20 protein-coding genes are annotated in these 22,560 nt (G+C 63.8%); 12 read left to right on the top strand and 8 right to left on the bottom strand.

Features of this window, described 5'->3' with window-relative positions:
• Positions 1–9: 9 nt before the first annotated feature.
• On the top strand, positions 10–1,449 hold the full coding sequence (gene proS, locus B5G28_RS00855; protein WP_087245468.1) for a proline--tRNA ligase: 1,440 nt from the start codon (positions 10–12) through the stop codon (positions 1,447–1,449).
• Between the two features lie 80 nt (positions 1,450–1,529).
• Here proS and B5G28_RS00850 read toward each other — a convergent pair whose 3' ends face one another.
• Together B5G28_RS00850 and B5G28_RS00845 are read right to left on the bottom strand one after the other, a co-directional pair.
• A complete protein-coding gene (locus B5G28_RS00850; RefSeq protein WP_087245466.1) occupies positions 1,530–2,627 on the bottom strand; it encodes a DUF3810 domain-containing protein in 1,098 nt (365 codons plus the stop codon).
• 2 nt (positions 2,628–2,629) lie between these two features.
• Positions 2,630–3,517 carry an aldose 1-epimerase family protein gene (locus B5G28_RS00845; protein WP_087245464.1) on the bottom strand — a complete coding sequence of 296 codons (888 nt, stop codon included), beginning with the start codon at positions 3,515–3,517 and terminating at the stop codon, positions 2,630–2,632.
• Positions 3,518–3,733: 216 nt separating this feature from the next.
• Between B5G28_RS00845 and B5G28_RS00840 the strand changes: the two genes are divergently transcribed.
• From B5G28_RS00840 to B5G28_RS00815, 6 genes are all read left to right on the top strand, one after another.
• Positions 3,734–4,843: an aldo/keto reductase gene (locus tag B5G28_RS00840; RefSeq protein ID WP_087245462.1), complete on the top strand. Its 1,110-nt coding sequence runs from the start codon at positions 3,734–3,736 to the stop codon at positions 4,841–4,843.
• Positions 4,844–4,978: 135 nt separating this feature from the next.
• Complete coding sequence (locus B5G28_RS00835; protein WP_087245460.1) at positions 4,979–7,333, top strand: peptidoglycan-binding protein; 2,355 nt, start codon at positions 4,979–4,981, stop codon at positions 7,331–7,333.
• Between the two features lie 3 nt (positions 7,334–7,336).
• A complete protein-coding gene (locus B5G28_RS00830; RefSeq protein ID WP_087245458.1) occupies positions 7,337–8,029 on the top strand; it encodes a peptidoglycan-binding domain-containing protein in 693 nt (230 codons plus the stop codon).
• Between the two features lie 76 nt (positions 8,030–8,105).
• Positions 8,106–9,269 (top strand): aminotransferase class I/II-fold pyridoxal phosphate-dependent enzyme, encoded by a 1,164-nt coding sequence (locus tag B5G28_RS00825; protein ID WP_087245456.1) that lies wholly within the window; start codon positions 8,106–8,108, stop codon positions 9,267–9,269.
• A gap of 160 nt (positions 9,270–9,429) precedes the next feature.
• Positions 9,430–9,915 (top strand): RNA polymerase sigma factor, encoded by a 486-nt coding sequence (locus tag B5G28_RS00820; protein ID WP_087245454.1) that lies wholly within the window; start codon positions 9,430–9,432, stop codon positions 9,913–9,915.
• A 3-nt stretch (positions 9,916–9,918) separates the two neighbouring features.
• The gene (locus B5G28_RS00815; RefSeq protein WP_087245453.1) at positions 9,919–11,106 is read left to right on the top strand and encodes a hypothetical protein; all 1,188 of its coding nucleotides are present in this window, start codon (positions 9,919–9,921) and stop codon (positions 11,104–11,106) included.
• Between the two features lie 89 nt (positions 11,107–11,195).
• Here the strand turns inward: B5G28_RS00815 and B5G28_RS00810 are convergent, their stop codons facing one another.
• The 3 genes from B5G28_RS00810 to B5G28_RS00800 all read right to left on the bottom strand — a co-directional run bounded on the left by B5G28_RS00810 (position 11,196) and on the right by B5G28_RS00800 (position 13,682).
• On the bottom strand, positions 11,196–12,158 hold the full coding sequence (locus tag B5G28_RS00810; protein ID WP_087245451.1) for a D-2-hydroxyacid dehydrogenase: 963 nt from the start codon (positions 12,156–12,158) through the stop codon (positions 11,196–11,198).
• An 84-nt stretch (positions 12,159–12,242) separates the two neighbouring features.
• Complete coding sequence (locus B5G28_RS00805; protein WP_087245449.1) at positions 12,243–12,869, bottom strand: hypothetical protein; 627 nt, start codon at positions 12,867–12,869, stop codon at positions 12,243–12,245.
• 75 nt (positions 12,870–12,944) lie between these two features.
• Positions 12,945–13,682, bottom strand: coding sequence for an NAD-dependent protein deacylase (locus tag B5G28_RS00800; RefSeq protein ID WP_087245447.1), 738 nt, complete (start codon positions 13,680–13,682; stop codon positions 12,945–12,947).
• 80 nt (positions 13,683–13,762) lie between these two features.
• Here B5G28_RS00800 and B5G28_RS00795 point away from each other — a divergent pair, with 80 nt between their 5' ends.
• Entirely contained in the window at positions 13,763–14,224 is a 462-nt protein-coding gene (locus B5G28_RS00795) for a methylated-DNA--[protein]-cysteine S-methyltransferase (protein ID WP_087245445.1), read from the top strand.
• 42 nt (positions 14,225–14,266) lie between these two features.
• On the opposite strand, the gene B5G28_RS00790 is transcribed toward B5G28_RS00795, so the two are convergent.
• From B5G28_RS00790 to B5G28_RS00780, 3 genes are read right to left on the bottom strand one after another with little or no spacing between them, the layout of a single operon-like run.
• Positions 14,267–15,148, bottom strand: a complete 882-nt coding sequence (locus B5G28_RS00790; protein WP_087245443.1) for an NAD(P)H-hydrate dehydratase — start codon at positions 15,146–15,148, stop codon at positions 14,267–14,269.
• Between the two features lie 2 nt (positions 15,149–15,150).
• Positions 15,151–17,727, bottom strand: a complete 2,577-nt coding sequence (locus B5G28_RS00785; RefSeq protein ID WP_087245441.1) for a TetM/TetW/TetO/TetS family tetracycline resistance ribosomal protection protein — start codon at positions 17,725–17,727, stop codon at positions 15,151–15,153.
• Between the two features lie 11 nt (positions 17,728–17,738).
• Positions 17,739–18,161 (bottom strand): hypothetical protein, encoded by a 423-nt coding sequence (locus B5G28_RS00780; RefSeq protein ID WP_087245439.1) that lies wholly within the window; start codon positions 18,159–18,161, stop codon positions 17,739–17,741.
• Here B5G28_RS00780 and B5G28_RS14355 point away from each other — a divergent pair.
• The 4 genes from B5G28_RS14355 to B5G28_RS00765 all read left to right on the top strand — a co-directional run bounded on the left by B5G28_RS14355 (position 18,160) and on the right by B5G28_RS00765 (position 22,542).
• Entirely contained in the window at positions 18,160–18,450 is a 291-nt protein-coding gene (locus B5G28_RS14355; RefSeq protein ID WP_144066502.1) for a hypothetical protein, read from the top strand. The two genes, B5G28_RS00780 and B5G28_RS14355, sit on opposite strands and share 2 nt — an antisense overlap.
• A gap of 182 nt (positions 18,451–18,632) precedes the next feature.
• Entirely contained in the window at positions 18,633–20,651 is a 2,019-nt protein-coding gene (locus B5G28_RS00775) for an ABC transporter substrate-binding protein (protein WP_087245437.1), read from the top strand.
• Entirely contained in the window at positions 20,651–21,601 is a 951-nt protein-coding gene (locus B5G28_RS00770; RefSeq protein WP_087245436.1) for an ABC transporter permease, read from the top strand. Before B5G28_RS00775 ends, B5G28_RS00770 begins: the two co-directional genes overlap by 1 nt.
• A complete protein-coding gene (locus B5G28_RS00765) occupies positions 21,601–22,542 on the top strand; it encodes an ABC transporter permease (RefSeq protein WP_087245434.1) in 942 nt (313 codons plus the stop codon). The genes B5G28_RS00770 and B5G28_RS00765 overlap by 1 nt, the downstream gene beginning before the upstream one ends.
• Positions 22,543–22,560: the final 18 nt, after the last annotated feature.

The following is a 22,560-nucleotide window of genomic DNA, read 5'->3' as shown; positions in this document are numbered from 1 at the left end:
AAAACAACCATGGCAAAAGAGACGAAAAAGCTCGTACAGGCAATCACCAGCCAGGAGGAGAACTTCGCACAGTGGTACACCGACATCTGCGTCAAGGCAGAGCTGGTGGAGTATTCTAGTGTGAAGGGCTTCATCATCCTGCGGCCCTATGGCCAGGCTATCTGGGAGAACATCCAGAAGAATCTGGACGCCCGCTTCAAGGCCACCGGCCACGAAAACGTGGCCATGCCGGTGCTGATTCCCGAGAGCCTGCTGAAGAAGGAAGGCGACCTGGTCAACGGTTTCGCCCCCGAGGTGGCATGGGTCACCATGGGCGGCAGCGACGAACTGGAGGAGCGGCTGGCCGTTCGGCCCACCAGCGAGACCATGTTCTGTGACCACTGGTCCCGGGTCCTGCACAGCTACCGCGAGCTGCCCATGAAGTACAACCAGTGGTGCAGCGTGGTCCGGTGGGAAAAGACCACCCGTCCCTTCCTGCGCAGCCGCGAGTTCTGGTGGCAGGAAGGCCACACCATCCATGAGACCGCCGCCGAGGCCGAGGCCGAGACCATGGCCCAGCTGAACTGCTACGCCAGCTTCTGCGAGGATGATCTGGCCATCCCCGTGGTGAAGGGCCGCAAGACCGACAAGGAGAAGTTTGCCGGCGCCGAGGCCACCTACACCATCGAGGCCATGATGAAGGACGGCAAGGCCCTGCAGAGCGGCACCAGTCACTACTTCGGCGACAAGTTCAGCCGCGCCTACGACGTCACCTTCACCGGCCGTGACAACCAGCTGCACTATCCGTTCCAGACCAGCTGGGGCGTGTCCACCCGTCTGGTGGGCGCCATCATCATGACTCACGGCGACGACGACGGCCTGATCCTGCCCCCGGCCATTGCCCCTTGGCAGGTGGTGGTGGTGCCCATCGCCCCCCACAAGCCCGGCGTCACCGAGAAGGCCGCCGAGGTGGCCGCCTCCATCGCCAAGTACGCCCGCGTCAAGCTGGACGACAGCGACAACGCCCCCGGCTGGAAGTTCAGCCAGTGGGAGATGAAGGGTGTTCCCCTGCGCCTGGAGCTGGGTCCCAAGGATCTGGAGAAGAACCAGTGCGTCCTGGTCCGCCGCGACACCCGCGAAAAGGTCTTTGTCAGCCTGGACGAGCTGGAGACCGCCATCCCCGCCCTGCTGGAGTCTCTGACCCATGACCTGTACCAGCGCGCCCTGGAGAACCGCGAAAAGCGCACCTGGGCTGCCACCACCATGGAGGAGGTCAAGCAGCTGGCCGCCGAGAACACCGGCTACATCAAGACCATGTGGTGCGGCGATCTGGCCTGCGAGCTCAAGATGAAGGAAGAGGCCGGCCTCTCCAGCCGGTGCATGCCCTTCGAGCAGGAAGAGCTGAGCGGCGTCTGCCCCTGCTGCGGCAAGCCCGCCAAGACTATGATCTACTGGGGCGTGGCCTACTGATCCCCTCGGCCTGATCTCATAAACAAATAAAAGAACTCCGCGCTCTGGAATCCACCAGGCGCGGAGTTTTTGTTTTGTCGTTATTCGGTCCAGCCGGTACAGGGCAGGAACTCCTCCACCAGCAAATCCACGCAGGCGCCGTAGCTCTGCATGCCCAGGGTCTGGCCGTAGCTCTCCAAAAAGGCGGTGTACACCGACTCCCCCACCTCCTGAACCGGGCCTTCCCAGCTGGCCCAATAGGCGTTGTTGGCGGTGAAATCCGCCCGGGCCCCTTCGGGCAGCATGGCGGAACAGGCCGCCGCGGCCTCCGGGTCCACCCGATAGAGGGCATTGGACAGATGCAGATAGCCGTACAGCCAGCCCGAGTAGACATAGGCCTCCCGGCCGCTGGTGATGGACGCCATGATGCCCACGAAATTGGCCTCCTGTTCGGCGGCCACACCCCGCTGATGGGCAAACTCATGGGCGATGGTCACCGGGAGAAAGACCTCGGGACAGTCCACGTTGAGGGTGCTCTCCCCGGTGAGGGGGCACAGATAGCCGGTGAACCCCCAGGCGCTCATGAGCTTGGAGTAAAAGGCGGGCTTGGCCTTCCGCTCCGGCCCGTCCAGAAAGGACCAGCGCTCGGTGAGGGGGTCGTAGAGGCCGGCGGTCTGGCCGAAAATCTCCTCCCGGCTCACCGCGAAGCAGTTGTTTTCATCCCGGGGGACGGTGTCGGCACAGGCCGCCACCTGCTGGCCGAAATAGCGGGTCACGGCGGCCAGCTGTTCCACCTGGACACCGGGCACCTCCATGCCGGCCTTCTGGGCGAAGCTGTCGGCGTAGTACTGGGTGCCCCATAAGGCGCACACCCCGAAATACCCCCATAGCACCAGCACCGCCAGATGCAAAACCCAGGCCCCCAGGGCGTCGGGTCGGCCATGGGCGGCCATCCAGACCGAGCGCCCCAGATAAACCAGAGCTCCCACGATCAACAGGGTGGCCCCCGCCTCGCAGACGCTGAAGGGCAGCGGATTGGTCACCGCTCCCAGCAGCCGCTTGACCGGCATGGACACCCGGTCCACCCAGGCGTTCATCAAAACCCGGTTGGAGCGGGTCAGCCAGAACAGAGCCAGCGCCGCGGCCGCCCCGCCCAGGGCCACAAAGGCCGCCCGATGCGCGGCGGCAAACTCACGCACCGTCAACGGTCAAAGGTGGTGCAGAGGGTGGTCTCCCACTTCTCGCCGGGGGCCAGGATGGCCGCCGATGCCCGCTTGGACCAGGAGGGGCCGTCCGCCTCGGCGGCGGGCAGGCTGTGCCAGGGCTCGATGCAGACAAACTTCATGGTGTCGCTCTTGGCGCTCCAGATCAGGGTATAGGGATAGCCGGCAATGTTGCAGGTGACGTTCCGTCCGGTGTCCTTCTCATAGATGCCCAGGGTCTCGGACCGCAGGCCCGCCATGCAGAAGCTGTCGTTGTCAAACATGCCGTTCTCCAGCTGAATGTGGTCGGCGTTCTTCCACTGATAATAGCACTTGCCCGACAGCAGGCCGTTGGGGCGGGCGTCCAGAATCACCGGGCTCTCGGGCCGGTCAAACCGGAACTCATAGTCGGCGGTGGTGTGGGCGTCGTCAAAGGGCACCACAAAGGCCGGGTGATAGCCAATGCCGAAGGGCAGCGGCTCCTGGGCATGGGCGGGGTTCTCCACCGTCAGGGTGTGGTGAACCGTCTTGCCCTCCAGGCGGAAGGTGCTGGTGAGGACAAAGTCGTAGGGGAAGCGGGTGGCCTTGATTTCGTCGTCCGCCCGCAGCTCCAGCCGGATCACGTTCTCGTCGGCCTGCACCAGGGTGTGCTCCAGATCCCGGGCAAAGCCGTGCTGGCCGCCCTTGTAGCTCTTGCCGTTGTGAGTCAGGATGCCCCCCGCCAGCTTGCCGGTCCAGGGGAACAGAATGGGGGCGTGGCGGCCCCAGACGGATTTGTCGGCCTGCCAGAGCATCTCCTGCCCGGCAGCATTCCGGACGCTGACCGCCTCGGCGCCGTGGGTGTCCACCGTCAAAGTCAGATATTCATTGCGGATGGTTGCCTGCATGGGATAAACCTCCTTTTGATTTGTGTAGGATTGTGTTTCCAGTATACACCATACAGCCAAAAAAGCAACGCTCAATCCCGCTGCGGGCCGCTTTTGCGGTTGGACACCGCCGCCGGGATGGTGTATAATGCACTCAGACAAACCACGACCCACGGGGCAGCCCCTGCCCCTTTCAGAACATCGGGCCCGCCGGGGCCCGAAAAAGGAGGAGATCCCATGTCTGAATCCACTGCGCGCGGGCCTCTCGGCTTTGGCCTGATGCGCCTGCCCCGCAAGGGCCTGGGCATCGACATCGCCCAGACCAGCGAGATGGTGGACCTGTTCCTGGAGGCAGGCTTCACCTATTTTGACACCGCCCGGATTTATTACGGCTCGGAGGAGGCCGCCCGGAAAGCCCTGGTGGAGCGCCATCCCCGGGACAGCTTCACCCTGACCTCCAAGCTCCACGCCGGCCTGGCCCGCAGCGAAAAATCCGCCAAGCGCCAGCTGGAAACCAGTCTGGCCCGCTCGGGGGCAGGGTATTTTGACTACTACCTGCTCCACGCCATCATGGAAAACAACACCGAGCGGTACAACCGCTTCGGCATCTGGGATTTTGTCAAGGAGCAGCAGGCCAGAGGGCTGATCCGGCAGTACGGCTTCTCCTTCCACGGCGGGCCCCAGCTGCTGGACGAGCTGCTGACCCAGCACCCTGAAGTGGCGTTTGTTCAGCTCCAGATCAACTACGCCGACTGGGAGAATCCCACCGTCCAGGCCCGGGCCAACTACGAGGTAGCCCGCCGCCACGGCAAACAGATTGTCATTATGGAGCCGGTGAAGGGCGGCGCCCTGGCCGACCCGCCGCCGGAGGTCCGCAAGCTCTTTGACGAGGCCGCCCCCGGGGCTTCCTATGCCTCCTGGGCGCTGCGGTTTGCGGCTTCTCTGGACGGGGTGCTGGCGGTGCTGTCGGGCATGTCCACCCCCGGCCAGTTACAGGACAATCTGGCCACCATGACCCATTTCCGCCCCCTAAACAGCCAGGAACAGGCGGTCATCCAGCAGGCCCAGAAGATTCTGGGCCACTCTGCGGCCATCCCCTGCACCGCCTGCGGCTACTGCGCCAAGGGCTGCCCCAAGGAAATCCCCATCCCCCAGATTTTCGCCGCCGCCAACAAGCAGCTGGCCAACGGCCAGCAGGAAGAAGCCCGGGCCGCCTATGCTGCCGCCACCGCCCCGGGCCGCCTCGCCTCCGACTGCATCGGGTGCAAGCAGTGCGAAAGCGCCTGCCCCCAGCATCTGCCGGTGACCCAGCTGCTGGACCAGTGCGCCGGCATGCTGGAACGCTGAGCCTTTTTCGGGTTTTCTGCCTCCGCCTTCGGGCGGGGGCTTTTGTTTTCTATAAGGATGCCTCTGCCCTCACCCTCCGGGGGCCGTCCGCATATGCTGGGGCAACCCATATCCTATGTAAAGGAGCATCAGCCTATGGCAACAGGAATTTTGCGCATCCAAACCTTTGCGGCCCGGGAATCGGCGCCGATGCCCGGCGTCACCGTCCAGGTCACCGGCGACGGCTTCGCCACCAGCCGGGTCACCGACAACGGCGGCAGCGTGGCCGACATCCAGATCGAGGCCCCGGCCTGCAGCTATTCTCTGGACCCCAACAACACCACCGTCCGCCCCTACGCCGTCTGCGATCTGGTGGCCGAAAAAGCCGGCTACCGGACGGTGAAGATCGAGGGCATCCAGATCTTCTCGGGCCAGGTCACTCTGGCTCCGCTGGAGATGATCCCCGCTGACGCCCGGGTGGCCGAGCCGGATGAGCCGGTGGTCATTCCGCCCCATCCCCTCTTTGCGGGGGGCGGCGGCAGCGGCCCCGCACCCGCCGCAGACCCCCGGGTCCTGCCGGCGGTGGTCATCCCCAAGCGCATCACGGTCCATCTGGGCACCCCCTCCTCCTCGGCCAAAAACGTGACGGTATCCTTCCGGGATTATATCGCCAACGTGGCCTCCAGCGAGGTCTACCCCACCTGGCCTGAGCAGGCGCTGCGGGCCAACATCCACTGCCAGATTTCTCTGGCCCTCAACCGCATCTACACCGAGTGGTACCCCAGCCGCGGCTACAACTTCAATATCACCAACTCCACCAGCTACGACCAGTACTATGTCCACGGCCGGACCGTCTTTGACGTGATGGTCAACCTGACCGACGACATTTTCAACACCTACGTCCGCAAGGTGGGCACCGTCAACCCCTACTACACCGAGTACTGCGACGGCAAGAGCGTCTCCTGCCCCGGCCTCAAGCAGTGGGGCACCGTCACCCTGGCCGAGCAGGGCCGCAACGCCCTCAGCATCCTGAAGTACTACTACGGCAGCAACATCGAGGTGGTCCGCACCTCCAACATCGCCTCCATCCCCGAGAGCTATCCCGGCAGCCCGGTGCGCCGGGGCGACCGCGACCCCAGCGTCTTTACCTTACAGCGCCAGCTCAACCGCATCACCAAGGACTACCCCTTCCTGGGGCTTCTGAACGTGGACGGCATCTTCGGCAGCCAGATGGAGGCCACCGTCAAGCGGTTCCAGCAGCAGTTCAACCTGAGCGCCGACGGCGTGGTGGGCCGCCAGACCTGGTACAAGATCAGCTATATTTATGTAGCCGTCAAGGATCTGGCCGAGCTGACCAGCGAGGGCGAAACCGTCTCGGGCGTCCTGTCGGACGGCACCTGGGGCGGCACCACCCTTCGCACCGGCTCCACCGGCGGCGCGGTGGAACAGGTCCAGTTCTGGCTCAACACCATCAGCCAGTACGTCTCCTCCATTCCGTCGGTGACGGTGGACGGCGTCTACGGCGCCGGCACCGCCGCCGCAGTGCGGGCCTTCCAGCAGCGGTACGGTCTGACGGTGGACGGCGTGGTGGGCGAAACCACCTGGAACGCCATCTATGCCCAGTTCCGCAGCATCCAGGTGGACAACGGCATCCCCAACGCCTACCCCGGCGTTCCCCTGCGGGAGGGTGACACCGGCCAAAACGTCCGCCTGATTCAGTTCTGGATGAAGATCGCCCGCACCGTCTACACCGGCCTGAACAACCCCAGTGTGGACGGCATCTTTGGCCCCAGCACCCGCCGGGCGGTGGAAACCTTCCAGCGGTACTTCGGCCTGACCGACGACGGCGTGGTGGGCCGCACCACCTGGAACAAGATGCGGGAGGTCTACACCGACATCGCCAACGACCTGCTGTCCTCCAGCCTGCGGCCCGGCGAGTTCCCCGGCACCCTGCGCCGCGGTTCCAGCGGGCGGGCGGTCCGGGAGCTGCAGTACTACCTCTATCTGATGCACTCCTATGACTCCAGCATTCCCTCGGTGACCATCGACGGCCAGTTCGGCGCCAGCACCGAGGCCGCCGTCCGGGCCTTCCAGCGGGTCTTCGGCCTGACGGTGGACGGCGTGGTGGGCCGCGCCACCTGGGACACCCTGTACGCCCAGGTCAACCGGCTGCGCCTGTCGGGCCCGGTGGTCTCCCTGACCCGGATGGATTATCCCGGCACGCCGCTGACGGTGGGGTCCTCCGGCAGCGCGGTGCTGTACTACACCACCATGCTGGCCCGCATCGCCTACTACTACGACGATGTCACCAGCCCGGGCATCCTGGAGACCTACACCGACGAGCTGGCCGAGGACACCCGCAGCCTGCAGGCTCTGCTGGGCCTGCCCGAGACCGGCATTGTGGATGCTGACACCTGGTTTGCCGCCGAGGCCCTGAGTCTGGACCTGATGACCAACGCCATCAGCATCGGCGCCATCCAGCAGGAGACCGGCGCCATTGAGGGGGACTGAGCCATGGCACGCCTACTGATTTACGACGAATACTCCAACCGCATCTACACCTATCCCAAGATCAACGAAAACGACCCCATGCCCTACAGCACCGAGAGCACCCTCAAGGTGCGGGAATTCCGCGGGGAGTCGGGCAGCCCCACCCTCTGGACCACCACCGCGGCCATGGAGGCCTGGAACCTGACCCGCCGCCGGTACGGCAAGGGCATTTATGTGGGCTATGCCTTCCGGCGGATCTGGGAGGGCGGCCACGGCACCCGCAGCCAGCACTACGCCGGCGTGGCCTTTGACGTGGGCCAGAACACCACCAGCGCCAACCGCGCCGCAATCCACAGCGCCGCCCTCCGCACCGGCGCCTGGAGCTATGTGGAACCCCTCTCCCAGACCCCCACCTGGGTCCACTTTGACCGCCGGTACGGCCTGCCCGCCTGCACCAGTTCCGGCACAGGCTACCCCACCCTCCGGCGGGGCAGCCGGGGCTGCTATGTGATGATCCTGCAGGATGCCCTGTCCACCCTGGGCTACTCCACCGGCGCCCAGATCGACGGCATTTTCGGCACCATGACCGAAAACGCTCTGCGGGGCTATCAGCGCCGCAACTGGCTGACGGTGGACGGCGTCTGCGGCTGCAGCACCTGGACCAAGATCACCACCGCCGTCCTGGGGGTGGGCCGCACCGCCTCCACCATCGACTAAGGCGGTTGCATTGGATGGCAAAACGTGCTAAAATGGTCAAAACCTAAAGCGGTATAGAAAAAGGAGAGGGAAAAGGATGGAATTTTCAAAGCGGATGAAGCTGTTCGGCGACGAAATCTTCGCAGCGCTGAACGAGAAAAAGGTGGCCCTGGAGGCCGAGGGCCGGACGATCTACAACCTGAGCGTCGGCACCCCCGACTTTGCCCCTGCGCCCCACATCCAGCAGGCTCTGCTGGACGCCGCCCGGGACCCCGAGAACTGGAAGTACAGCCTGCGGGATCTGCCTGAGATGCTGGAGGCGGTCTGCGCCTACTACAAGCGGCGGTTTGGTGTGGAGATCACCCCCGACCAGGTGGCCAGCTGCAACGGCAGCCAGGAGGGCTGCGGCCACATCGGGATGGCCCTGTGCGACGAGGGGGACACCGTCCTGCTGCCCAACCCCTGCTACCCCGTCTTTATCGCCGGGGCAAAGCTGGCCGGGGCCGAGCCCTACTACTATCCCCTGGTGAAGGAACACGGCTTCCTGCCCTACGTGGCCGACATCCCCGAGGACGTCGCCCGCCGGGCCAAGTATATGATCGTATCCCTGCCGGCCAACCCGGTGGGCAGCGTGGGCAACCCCGCCCTCTACGAGGAGCTGGTGGCCTTCGCCAAGAAATACGACATCCTCATCATCCACGACAACGCCTACAGCGACATCATCTTTGACGGGGCCGAGGGCCACAGCTTCTTCAACACCCCCGGCGCCATGGATGTGGGCGTGGAGTTCTTCAGCCTGTCCAAGAGCTTTGACGTCACCGGCGCCCGGATCAGCTTCCTGGTGGGCCGGCCTGACGTGGTGGCGGCCTTCCGCCGCCTGCGGGGCCAGATTGATTTCGGTATGTTCCTGCCCATCCAGAAGGCTGCCATCGCCGCCCTGACCGGTCCCCTGGACATGGTCAAGGATCAGTGCGCCGTCTACCAGCAGCGCCGGGACGCCCTCTGCGGCGGCCTGCGGTCCATCGGCTGGAACGTCCCCGACAGCCACGGCAGCATGTTTGTCTGGGCTCCCATCCCCGAGCGGTATGCCACCAGCATGGATTTCTGCATGGATCTGGTGGAAAAGAGCGGCGTCCTGTGCACCCCGGGCTCCAGCTTTGGGCCTCTGGGCGAGGGCTATGTCCGCTTTGCCCTGACCATGCCCGCTGAGCGGATCGCCGAGGCGGTGGCCGCCATCCGGGACAGCGGCATCCTGAACTAAATCCATCCAAAACAGCGCCAGCCGGCAAGGGATCAACCCTGCCGGCTGGTTTTTTTGAAATTTTTTCTTTTCCGTGAAACACTTCGCCCCTGCCGTTCGTCCTACAGACAGAAGGCGGCCAGGAACAGGCAGACAGCCTGGACAGGAGGTGAAACCGCCCGTGTGGGAAACATTATACGACGACTTCTGGGACAAGCTGGTCCGGTTCTGCTGCCGGATGACCCGCGACGAGGACCGGGCCGAAGATCTGGCCCAGGAGACCTTTCTCCGGGCGCTGGGACACCAGGACCTGCTGAGCACCCTGAGCGCGCCCCAGCTGAAAAGCTGGCTGTTTGAGACAGCCCACAATCTGTTCTGCGACAGCGTCCGCCGCTCGGCCAAAGAGCAGGAGCTGCTGGAACAGTTTGCCCCGCCCCCCGGCGAGGAGCCGGCCGACGATACCGCATTATCCGCCATGGGTCAGGTGGAGCTGGCCAGCCTGCTGGCCCATCTGGCCGACAGCGACCGTGCCCTGTTCACCCTGCGGTACGACGCAGGGTACACCGCCGCCGAGCTGGCCCGGATCACCGGCCAGCCCGCCGCCACCATCCGCACCCGTCTCCACCGCATCCGAAAAACGCTGCAAGATTCACTTGAGGAGGAATAAATCATGAAAAAGCTGAACATCAATGCCGCTGTCTGCGACGCCCGCAAGGTCCAGGAGGAAACCCTGGCCAACTTTGAATCCATCGACATCAACGGGGCTCTGTTCATCACCAGCCCCAACGCCCGGGCCATGATGTCCCGCCACAACGTCCGGATCAACTGCTCCAAGAGCATCGACCTGGACGACGAGACCACCCTCAACACCATCAACGGCAAGACCACCTTCACCGGCCGCAACACCCCCAACGGCCGCCAGTATCTGCTCATCAACGGCACCATGACCATCACCCCCGACGCCGGGGACGCCCTGCGCCAGTATATGGGCATGACCATCAACGGCACCGTCTACTGTCCCGACTTCCTGGCCACCGTCCTGGCCAGCAAGGCCTCCATCAACGGCAAGCTCTACACCTATCCGGAAGGGGCGGTCATCCTGAAAAACAACGCCGTGCTGGACAAATCCTTTGCCCTGCGGGCTGAGCCCCGGCTGTACTGGGCCGCCAAGCGCCTGGTGGCGGTGGACAGCGAGCTGGACGGCGACGAGCTGGCCAGCAAGGGGGTCCGCTTCATGGTTCCCGAGGCCTACGTCAGCGAGACCCTGGCCGAGAGCCTGGCCCCCCTGTTTGACGCCGACACCCGGATGGTAGTGCTGCCCGACGGCACCTCGGTTGTTCAGGACGATCTGACCCTCAGCGCCGCCGGCCTGCGCCGGTACGGCGACAGCCTGGTGGTGCTGGGCGACCTATACCTGACCCCCGACTGCGCCGAAGCCCTGAGCGATCTGGAATACCTGCAGGTGGAGGGCGACGTCTACCTGCCCGAGGAGATGGCCGACACTCTGGACGCCATTCCCGAGACGGTGCTGGACGGCGAGGTCTTTTATCTGCCGGGCAAGCCCCTGTTCGACAAGATCAAGATGACGGTGGACAAAAACCTGCTGGAGGCCTTCCCCGAGGGTCTGACCCTGGTGGCCTGCCCCAGAGTGACCCTGACCGATGACCTGACCCCCGCCGATGTGCTGGAGCACCTGTCCCTGTTCAACTGCGGCTCCATCTTCTGCAAGTCCGCCCTGGAGAGCGCGGTGCAGGCGGTGGCCACCGGCTCCTTCCATGTGATCACCGACGACGACGAGGACGAAGAGGTCAGCGATCCCGACACCATGTCGGTCAACGCCGCCATGTACACCCTGTAACACAAAAGCGGTCCCCGAAAGGACCGCTGCAAAAAGTCTCCCTGTTGGCCCTGCCTGCCGCTTGCCCGCGACGGGCGGGGCTTTTTCGGTTACCGGTTGACGATGTTCTCCCCTGCCCCGGCCAGGAAGGTCTCCAGGTTGCGGGCGGTGATTTCCATCAGGCGCTTGAGAGCCCCGCCGGTGGCCCAGGCCACATGGGGGGTAAAGAGGGTGCGTGGGGCGGTGCGCAGGAGGCTGTCCGCCGGCAGGGGCTCCACCGCAAAGGCATCGGCGGCGTAATAGCCCAGATGTCCATTGGTCAGGGCCTGGGCCACGGCGGCTTCATCCACCAGGGCGCCCCGGGCGGTATTCAGCAGGATGGCCCCCGGCTTCATTTTGGCCAGAGCCTCCCCATTCACCAGGCCCCGGGTGGCGGGGGTGGCGGGACAATGGAGGCTGACGATATCGCTCTTGGCCAGCAGGGTATCCAGATCCACAAAGGTCACCCCATCCTGCGCGTACTCGGGGCGGACGGTGCGGGTCCAGACCAGCACCTCCATCCCGAAGGCCCGGGCCAGGCGGGCGGTCTGGCGGCCGATGTTGCCGTAACCGCAGACGCCGAAGGTCTTGCCATACAGCTCCACCTGGGGGAGAATGCCATACCCGGCGGGGATTTCCAGCTGCCAGTAGCCGTCCCGGAGGGCTTTATCCTGCCGTTCGGGGCACTGGCAGATGGCCAGCAGCAGGCTGAAAGCCATCTGGGCCACGCTGTAGGTGGAATAGGCCGGCACGTTGGCCACGCTGACCCCATGCCGGCGGCAGGCTTCCAGGTCCAGATTGTCGGTGCCGGTGGCAATGATCCCCACCCACCGCAGGTTGGGGCATTTGGACAGAATCTCCTCGTCCATCCGGCACTTGTTCAGCACCACCAGCTCGGCGTCCCCGATCCGCTGGGCAATCTGATCGTAGGGGGTGCGGACGTACTCGGCGACATCCGGCACCAGCGCCCGCAGGCCCGACCAGTCCAGGTCCCCCGGTTCCATGACGTAGCTTTCCAAAATAACCAGTTTCATCTTTTGACTTCCCCTCTTGTTGATACGTTGTTATGTTCTGCCTCTCCCGCAGGAGGGGCTGAGCCTCTATGTTCGGGCCGGGATTTACACCGGGCAGAGGGCCAGCGTGGTGGCCCCGGCGGTGGTTTCGCTGCCCACCGCCGACCAGCCCCGGCTCAGCAGAGCCGCCAGCCGCGCCCGGTCCGCCAGCGGCACCCACACCGGCTCGGCCCGGTTCATCCCCGGCACCCGGCTGAACAGCCAGCAGGGCGAGAGCCCGTTCAGGGGCCGCAGCGCCCGCAGGGCCAGCCCTGCATCCAGATAGGCGGGCAATAAATCCTCGGCGTCGGGTGTGGACTCCAGCACCGCCCACACCGGGCCCGCCCCCGCATGGCGGCAGGCCGGCACCAGCGCCGCCCCCAAAAGCTCGGGCAGCAGGCTGCGGTCCCCCACCGGCGGGGCCAGCACCGAACCCCGGCCCAGACCCTGACGGCCCAGAAACTGCCGCAGCGCCGCCGCGGCTTCCACGTCGGCGGTGAGGGGCAGCTCAATCATGGCGGCCAGGGGCTCCCCGCGGGGCCCGCAGACCCCAAAAGCCTGCCCCACCGCCAGCATCCGCAGCACCTCGCTGCGGGGGCGGTACAGGCTGGAGGCCTCCCGCCGGGCCAGCATACAAAATTCCTCGGCCGAAAGGCGGCGCGGCTGCACCGCCGGCTCACAAAGATGCAACATAATGAATCCGATCCCCTTCCTGCAGGCCGTACGCCTGCACCGGATATTCTACCAGAGAGGACCGGATGCTTTTTGTCAGACGGTGTCGGCGGCGTCCAGGTCAATGTCCTCGCTGAGCACCTGGCCGATGGGCTTGGCGATGCACAGGTCGGCGGAACGGTCGGCCCCGGTGGGCTGCATATTGATCACTACCAAGTGCCGGCCCTGGAAATACCGGATCAGCCCCGCCGCAGGATAGACCACCAGGCTGGTGCCTCCGATGATGAGGGTATCGGCCCGGCGGATGGCCGCAACGGCCCCCGCCATGGTGGACTCGTCCAGGCATTCCTCATAGAGGACCACGTCGGGCTTGACGATGCCGCCGCAGTCGGTGCATCGGGGCACCCCGGTGCTATTGGCGATGAACTCCACATCGTAGAACTTGCCGCAGCGGACGCAGTAGTTCCGCAGAACGCTGCCGTGGAGCTCATAGACCTTTTGGGAACCGGCAGCCTGATGCAGTCCGTCGATGTTCTGGGTGACCACCGCTTTCAGCTTGCCTTCCCACTCCAGTTTGGCCAGCCGGAGATGGGCCGCATTGGGTTTGGCTCCCCGGACAATCATCTTGTTGCGGTAAAAGCGATAGAATTCCTCCGGGTTCTGCTCCCAGAAGGTATGGCTGAGGATGGTCTCGGGCGGGTAGTCGTAGGTCTGGTGGTACAGCCCGTCCACGCTGCGGAAATCCGGGATGCCCGATTCGGTGCTGACCCCTGCGCCGCCGAAAAAGACGATGTTTTTACTTTCTGCAAGAATGGCTTCCAGTGCCCTGAGCATAAAACCGCCCCTTTCCAAACAATGTGGTTTGTGCTATGGTAAAAGTATAGCATATTTTTACCAGAAAGGAAGCGGTGTTTTTGGTTCTCTGGCACTGGAACAGTCCCTTTGGCCCCCTCTGTCTGGCCCAGGAGGGGGACGCCCTGGCGGCGGTGAACTTCTGCGCTCCCCTCACCGGGGAGGAAGCCCCCTGCCCCACCCCGCTGCTGGCCGAGGCCCGGCGGCAGCTGGAAGAATATTTTGCGGGTTCCCGCCGGGTGTTTGACCTGCCCCTGGCCCCCGAGGGCACCGCCTTTCAGCGGGCGGTGTGGGAGGCGTTGCAGGCCATCCCCTACGGCGAAACCCGGACCTATGGCCAGATTGCGGCGGCGGTGGGCCGGCCCAAAGCTTCCCGGGCGGTGGGCGGCGCCTGCCACTGCAATCCCATCGGCATCATCATCCCCTGCCACCGGGTGGTGGGCAGCTCGGGCCGCCTCACCGGCTACGCCGGCGGGCTGGACCGCAAAGCCGCCCTGCTGGCCCTGGAACAGCCCAAACCCTGACGCAAAAACAGCGTGCCGTTTTTCTGCGGCACGCTGTTGGTTTTATCGGTCATGCTCTGCGAAGATTTCGCCCAGATCGGCCAGAATGTCGTGGGGAAGCATCCCATACTGGCCCAGACGTCCGGCAGTGCGGTCGGCGGCGGCTCCATGGAGCCAGACGGCACAGGCCGCCGCCTCCGGGGCAGGCAGGCCGCAGGCCGCCAGCCCGCTGACCATGCCCGCCAGCACGTCCCCGCTGCCGCCCCGGGAAAGGCCCGCATTGCCGGTGGTGTTCTGCCACAGGCGGCCATCCGGCGCGGCGATCAGGGTGCGGTGGCCCTTCAGCACCAGGGTGCAGCCCCACTTGGCCGCAAAGCCCACCGCCGTCCCGGCGGGGTCGGCGGCGATTTCTGCCATGGTCAGGCCGGTGAGGCGGGACATCTCCCCCGGGTGAGGGGTCAAAATCAGGCTGCCCGCCGGGCGGGGCAGGGGTTCCCCGGCTGCCATCAAAGCCGCGGCGGCGTTCAGGCCGTCGGCGTCCAGCACCACCGTTCCCCTGGCCTCTCCCACCAGGCGGCGGACCAGGTTTTGGGTGTGGGTGGTGTTGCCCATGCCGGGGCCCATCAGGAGGACGGTGGCCTTCTGAAGGGCCTGGGACAGGTTGTCCGCCTCCCCGGCGTGGATGCCGCCCTCCTCGCTTTCCCGGCAGGGCAGCAGGCAGCATTCGGGCAGGCGGGCGGCCACCGCCGCCAGCACCGGCTCCACCGACGCCAGGGTTACAATGCCCGCGCCGGTGCGCAGGGCCCCCTCGGCGGCCAGGCCGGCGGCGCCCCGATAGCGGCGGCTGCCTGCCACCTCCAGCAGGTGGCCGTAGCTGCCCTTATGGCTCTCCTGCGCCCGGGGGGCGATGCAGGAAAAGACGAATTCCTCACAAAGATGCTCCATGGTCACTCCTCCTGACGGATCAGGGCGCGGATCTCCCGCTCCACCTCGTCCACTTCCTCCCGGAACTGACGGGCCGACAGCCGGTACGCCCCGTGGCCCAGGATAATCACCTGTTCCATGCCGTCCGAGGTGGCCACCCGGACCCGGCGCTCCCGGCCGATTTCATGGGTGACCCGCTCGATGAACATATCCGCCGTCTCGGCCTCCCGGGTGTAGACCACATGGATGTTGTGGTACTGCTCGATGGAGCCGGGGCTGCCCGGCACCCGGTAGGCATCAAACACCAGGATCAGCACGCACTGCTTGAATCCCTGATAGTTGCACAGAATGTCCATCAGCTTCTGGCGGGCCGAGGCCAGGTTGTCCCTGGCCAGGGCGGACAGGTCATCCCAGGCAAAGATAATATTGTAGCCGTCCACCAGCAGATATTCCGGCAGCACCTTCCACTGTTCGGCGTTGAAATCGGGCCGGTCGTTCTTGACCGGGCGGAAGGCCGCCAGAGGGTCCCGCTTGATGGGGCCATAGGTCTGCTCGAAGATTTTCATCAGCTCGGCGTCGTTTTCCAGGGAGGCCCGGAAGGCCGCCGCCCGCCGCACCGGCTGCGGGTCCTCGGCCCGGGCGGGCTTGGCCTTGCCCCAGCCGCTTTCCACGTGCATATGCTCCCGCACCTTGTCCCAGGGCACCACATACCCGGCGCCGTGGGCGCAGAACACCGAGTCGGCGGGGTTTTCCAGGTCCCGCTCGGGGTCATAGCCCGACGCGGCGATGAGATCGGCGGCGTTGCGGCAGGGGCGGTAGCTGTCGGGGGTGAGGGTCAGGCGGCCCCGGCCATGGGTATAGCCCGCCAGCTCCCGGGGATAACCCCGCAGGCCGCTGACCGGCGCCGAACCCTCCAGAATGGCAATCTCCCCTTCCTGGCCGGCGGGACCGAAGGTTCCCTCCATCTGCTGGATGTCATTCATGGCCCGGCCCAGGTTCTGGGCGGGCAGTTCCAGCCGGAAGTGATACCAGGGCTCCAGCAGGACGTTTTTGGTCATCATCAGGCCCTGACGCACCGCCCGCAGCGCCGCCTGGCGGAAGTCGCCGCCCTCGGTGTGCTTGAGGTGGGCCCGGCCGGCGATGAGGGTGATTTTCACGTCGGTGAGGGGCGCGCCGGTGAGGATGCCCCGGTGTTCCTTTTCCTCCAGGTTGGCGATGACCAGCCGCTGCCAGTTCCGGGCCAGAACTTCCTCCCGGCAGTCGATATCGTACTGGATGCCGCTGCCCGGGGGCAGGGGCTCCATCTTCAAATGCACTTCGGCGTAGTGGCGCAGGGGCTCATAGTGGCCCACCCCCTCCACCGCCTCGGCAATGGTCTCTTTATAAAGGATGCCGCCCTCACCGAAGGTGACGTCCAGCCCGAACCGGCGGGACAGCAGGCTCTGCAGCACTTCCAGCTGAATTTCGCCCATCAGCCGAATGTGAATCTGGCCCAGGGTCTCATCCCACACCACATGGAGCTCGGGTTCCTCCTCCTCAATGCGGCGGAGGTTGGCCAGGGCGGTATGAACGTCCGCCCCCTGGGGCAAAATCACCTGGTAGGTGAGGACCGGTTCCAGCAGGGGGTCCCCGGCGTCCCGCTCGGCCCCCAGACCCTCTCCGGGCTTGGCCCCGGTGAGGCCGGTGACGGCGCAGACCTGGCCGGGAACCACCTCATTGGCCAGGGTATACTTGGCCCCAGAATACAGCCGCAGCTGGTCGGCCTTGGCGGACCAGCCCTCTCCCTCGGGGCCGCCGGACAGGGTATCCTTGACTTTCAGGACGCCGCCGGTAACCCGCAGCCAGGTGAGGCGGGCTCCCTGGTCGTCCTGGGAGACCTTGAACACCTTGGCCCCGAAGTGTTCTCCTGCCGGGGCAGGCCGGGTCCAGCGGTCCAGGCCTTCCAGCAGGGCGTCCACCCCATCCACCTTGAGGGCTGAGCCGAACCAGCAGGGAAAGACGTGCCGCCGGGCAATGGCGGTGACGATGTCGGTTTCGGCCAGGGGTTCCCCGGCCAGGTAGGCGTCCATCAAATGTTCATCGCAGAGGGCCAGGGCCTCATTGCGCTGGTCCTCATCGGCGCCGAAATCCACAAAGCCCTCCCCCAGCCGCCGGCGCAGCTGGTCCAGCAGGGCATCCCGGCCGGGGCCGGGCAGGTCCATCTTATTTATAAAGAGGAAGGTGGGCACCCGGCACCGCCGCAGCAGGGACCAGATGGTCTCGGTGTGGCTCTGGACCCCGTCGGGGCCGCTGATGACCAGCACCGCATAGTCCAGCACCTGGACCGTGCGCTCCGCCTCCGCCGAGAAATCCACGTGGCCCGGCGTATCCAGCCAGGTGATGCGGGCGTTTTCAGTCTCGAACAGGGCCTGTTTGGAAAAAATCGTGATGCCCCGGGCCCGCTCCAGGCTGTCGGTGTCCAGGAAGGCGTCCCGGTGATCCACACGGCCCAGTTTGCGGATGGCCCCGGCCCGGTAGAGCATGGCCTCGGACAGGGTGGTCTTGCCCGAGTCCACGTGGGCCAGCACCCCCACCACCAGGCGCTTTGTCTTGTCTGCCATGGCCGCCCTCCTCACAGAACGCCGGCCAGAAGCCCGATGGCGGTCATGGGGACCCCCAGGATCAGGCTGGACAGCATGCTGCAAAAGGACTTTTCCTCCGGGGACAGCTCGTCAAAGGAGACGATCTTCTCGTCGGCAAAGTCCGCCATGGTGTGGCTGGCGTGGCTGCGGCGCTGTCCGCGTTCCGACGACAGCTTGTCCCGGTCCAGGAAGGGAACCCGGACCCCGTCCAGCCGCAGGTAGCTGAGCCAGGCCCACCCCAGGAAGATCGCCCCCACCGCCAGGCAGGGGGCTTCCCAGATGGTGAAGTGTCCGTCGCTTAAAAAACGTTCCCACAGCAGGCAGACGCACAGGGCGACGGATGCGCGTGTCACCGTTTTATACAGGATCGCGCGGAACATATCCTTTTTATAAATGGAAAAAAGTTTCTTCATGACCAATCGTACCTCATCCTTGGTTTTGCAGCCCGGGCAATGGCCTGCACCACAGCGGCAATGTCTGTATTGTAACACGTTTTGCGCCAAAAAGATAGTCACCCGCCGTCCTGTGCGCCGCGGGCGCACATTTTGTCCTCGTGCATCAAGCACGATTCTTTTGCACATTTTACAGGTGCAAGATGAAAGCAGCTCACTCATTTTCACCTTTTTTTCACTCTTTTTCGCCCTGAAGGGGCAATTTGTTGGCCTGAGCGCCGCCTGTTTTCTTGACATCCGCCCTTTATGATGGTAGAATACCTGTGTGTTAAGGATTCTGCGGCGGGGCACAGATACAGACGCTGAGGTCTGTATTTGGGCCTTTTTGTATTCGTTGGCAATACACTGACTCTGCAACCGCCGCAGGAATGGGAACAGGCAAAATCTGCAACTCTTGCCGTGACACGAAGAATAACAGGGAGGATACAACACATGAACGCAAACTATGAACCTCATGCATTTAGCCGCCGCTCCTTTTTGAAGGGCGCAGGCGCTGTGGGCGCCGCTGGTCTGCTGGCCGCATGCGGCAGCTCCAGCTCCACCGCTTCGGGCAGCACCTCGGGCGCTGCTTCGGGCAGCACTGCCACCACCGGCGGCCTGACTGAGGTGTACAGCTACGAGTCCAACGTCCGTGAGATCGAGAGCTGGAACGTCCTGTACAGCCAGAACGCTTCCGACTTCAACGTCCTGACCAACTGTGTGGACGGCCTGCTGAGCGCCGACTGCTACGGCAAGCCCGTGGCCGCCATCGCCGAGAGCTGGGAGCACAACGAGGACGCTTCCGTCTGGACCTTCCACCTGCGCGAGGATGTGGATTGGTGCGACGTCAACGGTGAGGTCAAGGGCCACATCACTTCCAAGGACTTCCTGGTGGGCTCCGAGTGGGTTCTGAACCAGTTCAAGAACTCCGCTTTCAACACCTCCATGCCCCTGCAGACCATCGCAGGCGCTGAGGAGTACTATGAGTACACCGTGGAGCAGGGCGATGCCGCTGCTGACCTGACCTATCAGGACATGCTGGACCACGGCGTGGGCATTGAGGCTCCGGACGATTACACCCTGGTCTTCACCTGCAAGAATCCCTGCCCCTACTTCGACACCGTTGCAGGTTATGTCTGCTTCTACCCCGCTTCGGAGGAACTGATCAACGAGCTGGGCATCGAGGGCTTCCGCGCCGCCACCTACGCTGAGATGTGGTACTGCGGTCCGTACCTGATCGAGGAGTTCGTTCAGTCCAACACCAAGAGCTTCATCCCCAACCCCAACTGGTACGGCGCCAACGATCACAGCCGCTTCGAGCGCGTGGTCGTCACCATGCTGACCGATATGGTCACCGGCTACCAGCTGTACCAGAACCGTGAGCTGGACGAGATCGAGCTGACCGAGTCCACCGTGACCCAGATCCAGAACGACTCCAGCAACGAGTTCAACAACCAGCTGTGCGAGCGCCAGCCCAAGAAGTACAGCTATCAGTTCCACTTCAACTATCAGCGCTTCAACGACGACGGCACCCCCGACGACAACTGGAACAAGGCCATCGCCAACACTGCTTTCCGTCAGTGCTTCATGCAGGGCCTGGATCTGACCCGTTACTACGCCCGTACCAACCCCATCAACCCCCTGAAGTGCGAGAACGACTACTACACCATGCGCGGCGTCTGCTACAACACCCAGGGTGTTGAGTACACCAGCCTGGTCAGCAAGAAGATGGGCTACGGCGAGTACGACGGCGAGACCATGATCCGTCTGCGCGCCAACGGCGGCGACATTTCCGCTCTGAAGAAGCAGGCCATGGAAGAGCTGAGCGCCATCGGCGTCACCTTCCCTGTCCACTGCTGGAACTATATCCTGTCCGGCAACACCTCCGCTCAGGACAGCGCTGCCGTCATGAAGCAGGCTTTCTCCGACTGCTTCGGCGACGACTTCATCGTTCTGGATGTGGGCGAGTACGTCTCCAGCGTCACCAAGGAGGTCGTCAACGCTCACCGTCACAGCTATATCCAGAACGGCTGGGGCGCTGACTTCGGCGATCCCATCAACTTCCTGGGCCAGGAGACCCTGACCGACGCCAACGCTTACTACAGCTGGAACTACAGCTATATCGCCAAGGTCTTTGAGGAAGGCCCCGCCGACTGGCAGGCTGACCTGATCGCCACCTACCAGGAGTTTGAGCGCCTGGTCCACGAGGCTGACGCCATCGTCGACGACATCGACGCCCGCTACGAGGCCTTTGCCACCGCCGAGGCTTATATGCTGGAGAACTGCCTGACCATGCCGGCTCAGTACGAAGTTCTGCTCTGCCTGACCCACGTCAACGATTACTCCAAGATCAACGCTATGTACGGCATCTGCAACTACAAGTACGTTGACTGGGAGACCTCCGAGGAAGCCTATACCACGGAGCAGTATGAAGAACTCGCGGCTGCTTATGAGGCAGCCATGAAGGCTTAATGCTGAAATACACCGCTAAACGGCTGTTTCAGTCGTTTATCACCATTCTGATCGCCGTTACCGTCGTCTTCCTGCTGCTGCGGATGCTGCCCACGGACTACTACTTCACTGAAGACCAGTTGATGAAGTTCACCCCGGAGCAGAAGAACGCAGCACTGGAAGCCGCCGGTCTTCTGGACCCCATCGGGGAACAGCTGGTCCGCTTTTATGGGCAGTTACTCCACCTGGACTTCGGTACCTCGCGGAGAATTCAAAGCGGCATCGCTGTCACCCGTGTCATCGGCGACCGGTTGGGCGTTTCCCTGCGTCTGGGCGCAATCGCATTCTGCATTTCCTGGGTCTGCGGCATCATCATCGGTGTGGCGCAGGCCGCTTTCAAGGGCAAGTTTGTGGACTGGCTGGGCACGGTGTACACCGTCCTGGTGAACGCCGTCCCGGCGCTGGTCATGTACTCCCTGGTGCTGGTCATCGGCTCCACGGTGTTTGGCATGCCCACGCTGTACTCCACCCGAAACTTGGGGCCGTCCAGCGTGCTGCCGGTCATCTGTCTATCCATGGCTTCCACGGCCAGCTATGCGCTGTGGATGCGCCGCTATATGGTGGACGAGCTGACCCGTGACTATATCAAACTGGCCAAGGTCAAGGGCCTGAGCTACAGCCAGATCATGTTCCGCCACGTGCTGCGCAACGCACTGGTGCCCATGGTCCAGTTCATGCCTCAGTCCCTGCTGCTGACCATCAGCGGCTCGCTGCTGATGGAGCGGTTCTTCTCCGTTCCCGGCATGGGTCCCCTGCTGACCGATGCCATCCAGCGGTACGACACCAGCGTCGTCCAGACTCTGGTCATGTTCTACGCCGCGCTGAGCATCGTGGGCATCTTCCTTGGCGACATTCTGATGATGCTCGTTGACCCGCGCATCACCATCGCAGAGAAAGGGGGCAACCGCTGATGGCAAAAGCATCGGATTTTGCGGGCAAGACCGACGACGAACTGTTTTACGTCGTGGAGTACTCGCCCGAAGAGGCCGAGCGCATCGGTTACTCCAACTATTCCTACTGGGGCTCGGTGTTCCGCAACTTTCTGAAAAACAAGGTTGCAGTGTTTTTCCTGATCCTGTTCCTGGCTCTGGTGGTGTTCTCCTTCATCGCACTGGTCATCGGCAAGTACGACTACGCCACTCTGATCCCGGACACTGCGCCGGCTTTCACCAAACCCAACTCGGAGTTCTGGTTTGGTACCGACAACCTGGGCCGTGACTACTGGTGCCAGGTGTGGTACGCCACCCAGATTTCCATCCGCCTGGCCCTGGTCGTGGCCACCGGCGAGTGCATTGTGGGCGTCATCTTCGGTCTGATCTGGGGTTATGTGCGCAAGCTGGACCGGTTGTTCACCGAAATTTATAACCTGTTCGACAGCATTCCCTATATCATCTATATGACCCTGATCGCCCTGATGGTGGGCCAGAGCTTCACCATCATGGCTGTGTCCATGATCTTCATCGGTTGGTTCCAGACGGCGCGCCGGGTGCGCAACATGGTGTTCATGTACCGTGACCGGGAGTACAACCTGGCTTCCCGGTGCCTGGGCACCCCGCTGTGGCGTGTTCTGACCAAGAACATCCTGCCCTACCTGGTGTCGGTCATCATCCTGCAGACGGCGCTGAACATTCCTTACACCATCAACATGGAGTCCACCCTGTCCTATCTGGGCCTGGGCCTGGGCATCGAGACCCCGTCGCTGGGCCTGTTGCTGGCAAAGGTTCGCACCTTCTTCCTGGATTATCCGTACCTGCTGATCTTCCCCGCGTCCATCGTGTCCATCATCTCGGTTTCCTTCTATATCATGGGCAACGCATTCTCGGACGCAGCCGACCCGCGCAATCACGTTTAACAGATGGGAGAGATAAAC

Origin of the sequence: Faecalibacterium sp. An77, from assembly GCF_002161315.1 — a bacterium.
In the GTDB taxonomy this organism is placed as follows: domain Bacteria; phylum Bacillota; class Clostridia; order Oscillospirales; family Ruminococcaceae; genus Faecalibacterium.
Note: the sequence above shows the minus strand (reverse complement) of the source record. Positions and strands in the feature narration are given on the sequence as shown.

Excerpts from the sequence above, each read along its gene's own strand:
- B5G28_RS00800 (WP_087245447.1), bottom strand. The coding sequence starts at position 13,682 with ATGCTCAGGGCACTGGAAGCCATTCTTGCAGAAAGTAAAAACATCGTC.
- B5G28_RS00840 (WP_087245462.1), top strand. The coding sequence starts at position 3,734 with ATGTCTGAATCCACTGCGCGCGGGCCTCTCGGCTTTGGCCTGATGCGC.
- B5G28_RS00815 (WP_087245453.1), top strand. The coding sequence starts at position 9,919 with ATGAAAAAGCTGAACATCAATGCCGCTGTCTGCGACGCCCGCAAGGTC.
- B5G28_RS00825 (WP_087245456.1), top strand. The coding sequence starts at position 8,106 with ATGGAATTTTCAAAGCGGATGAAGCTGTTCGGCGACGAAATCTTCGCA.
- B5G28_RS00775 (WP_087245437.1), top strand. The coding sequence starts at position 18,633 with ATGAACGCAAACTATGAACCTCATGCATTTAGCCGCCGCTCCTTTTTG.
- B5G28_RS00810 (WP_087245451.1), bottom strand. The coding sequence starts at position 12,158 with ATGAAACTGGTTATTTTGGAAAGCTACGTCATGGAACCGGGGGACCTG.
- B5G28_RS00790 (WP_087245443.1), bottom strand. The coding sequence starts at position 15,148 with ATGGAGCATCTTTGTGAGGAATTCGTCTTTTCCTGCATCGCCCCCCGG.
- B5G28_RS00770 (WP_087245436.1), top strand. The coding sequence starts at position 20,651 with ATGCTGAAATACACCGCTAAACGGCTGTTTCAGTCGTTTATCACCATT.
- proS (WP_087245468.1), top strand. The coding sequence starts at position 10 with ATGGCAAAAGAGACGAAAAAGCTCGTACAGGCAATCACCAGCCAGGAG.
- B5G28_RS00805 (WP_087245449.1), bottom strand. The coding sequence starts at position 12,869 with ATGTTGCATCTTTGTGAGCCGGCGGTGCAGCCGCGCCGCCTTTCGGCC.
- B5G28_RS00830 (WP_087245458.1), top strand. The coding sequence starts at position 7,337 with ATGGCACGCCTACTGATTTACGACGAATACTCCAACCGCATCTACACC.
- B5G28_RS14355 (WP_144066502.1), top strand. The coding sequence starts at position 18,160 with ATGACCAATCGTACCTCATCCTTGGTTTTGCAGCCCGGGCAATGGCCT.
- B5G28_RS00765 (WP_087245434.1), top strand. The coding sequence starts at position 21,601 with ATGGCAAAAGCATCGGATTTTGCGGGCAAGACCGACGACGAACTGTTT.
- B5G28_RS00845 (WP_087245464.1), bottom strand. The coding sequence starts at position 3,517 with ATGCAGGCAACCATCCGCAATGAATATCTGACTTTGACGGTGGACACC.
- B5G28_RS00785 (WP_087245441.1), bottom strand. The coding sequence starts at position 17,727 with ATGGCAGACAAGACAAAGCGCCTGGTGGTGGGGGTGCTGGCCCACGTG.
- B5G28_RS00835 (WP_087245460.1), top strand. The coding sequence starts at position 4,979 with ATGGCAACAGGAATTTTGCGCATCCAAACCTTTGCGGCCCGGGAATCG.
- B5G28_RS00780 (WP_087245439.1), bottom strand. The coding sequence starts at position 18,161 with ATGAAGAAACTTTTTTCCATTTATAAAAAGGATATGTTCCGCGCGATC.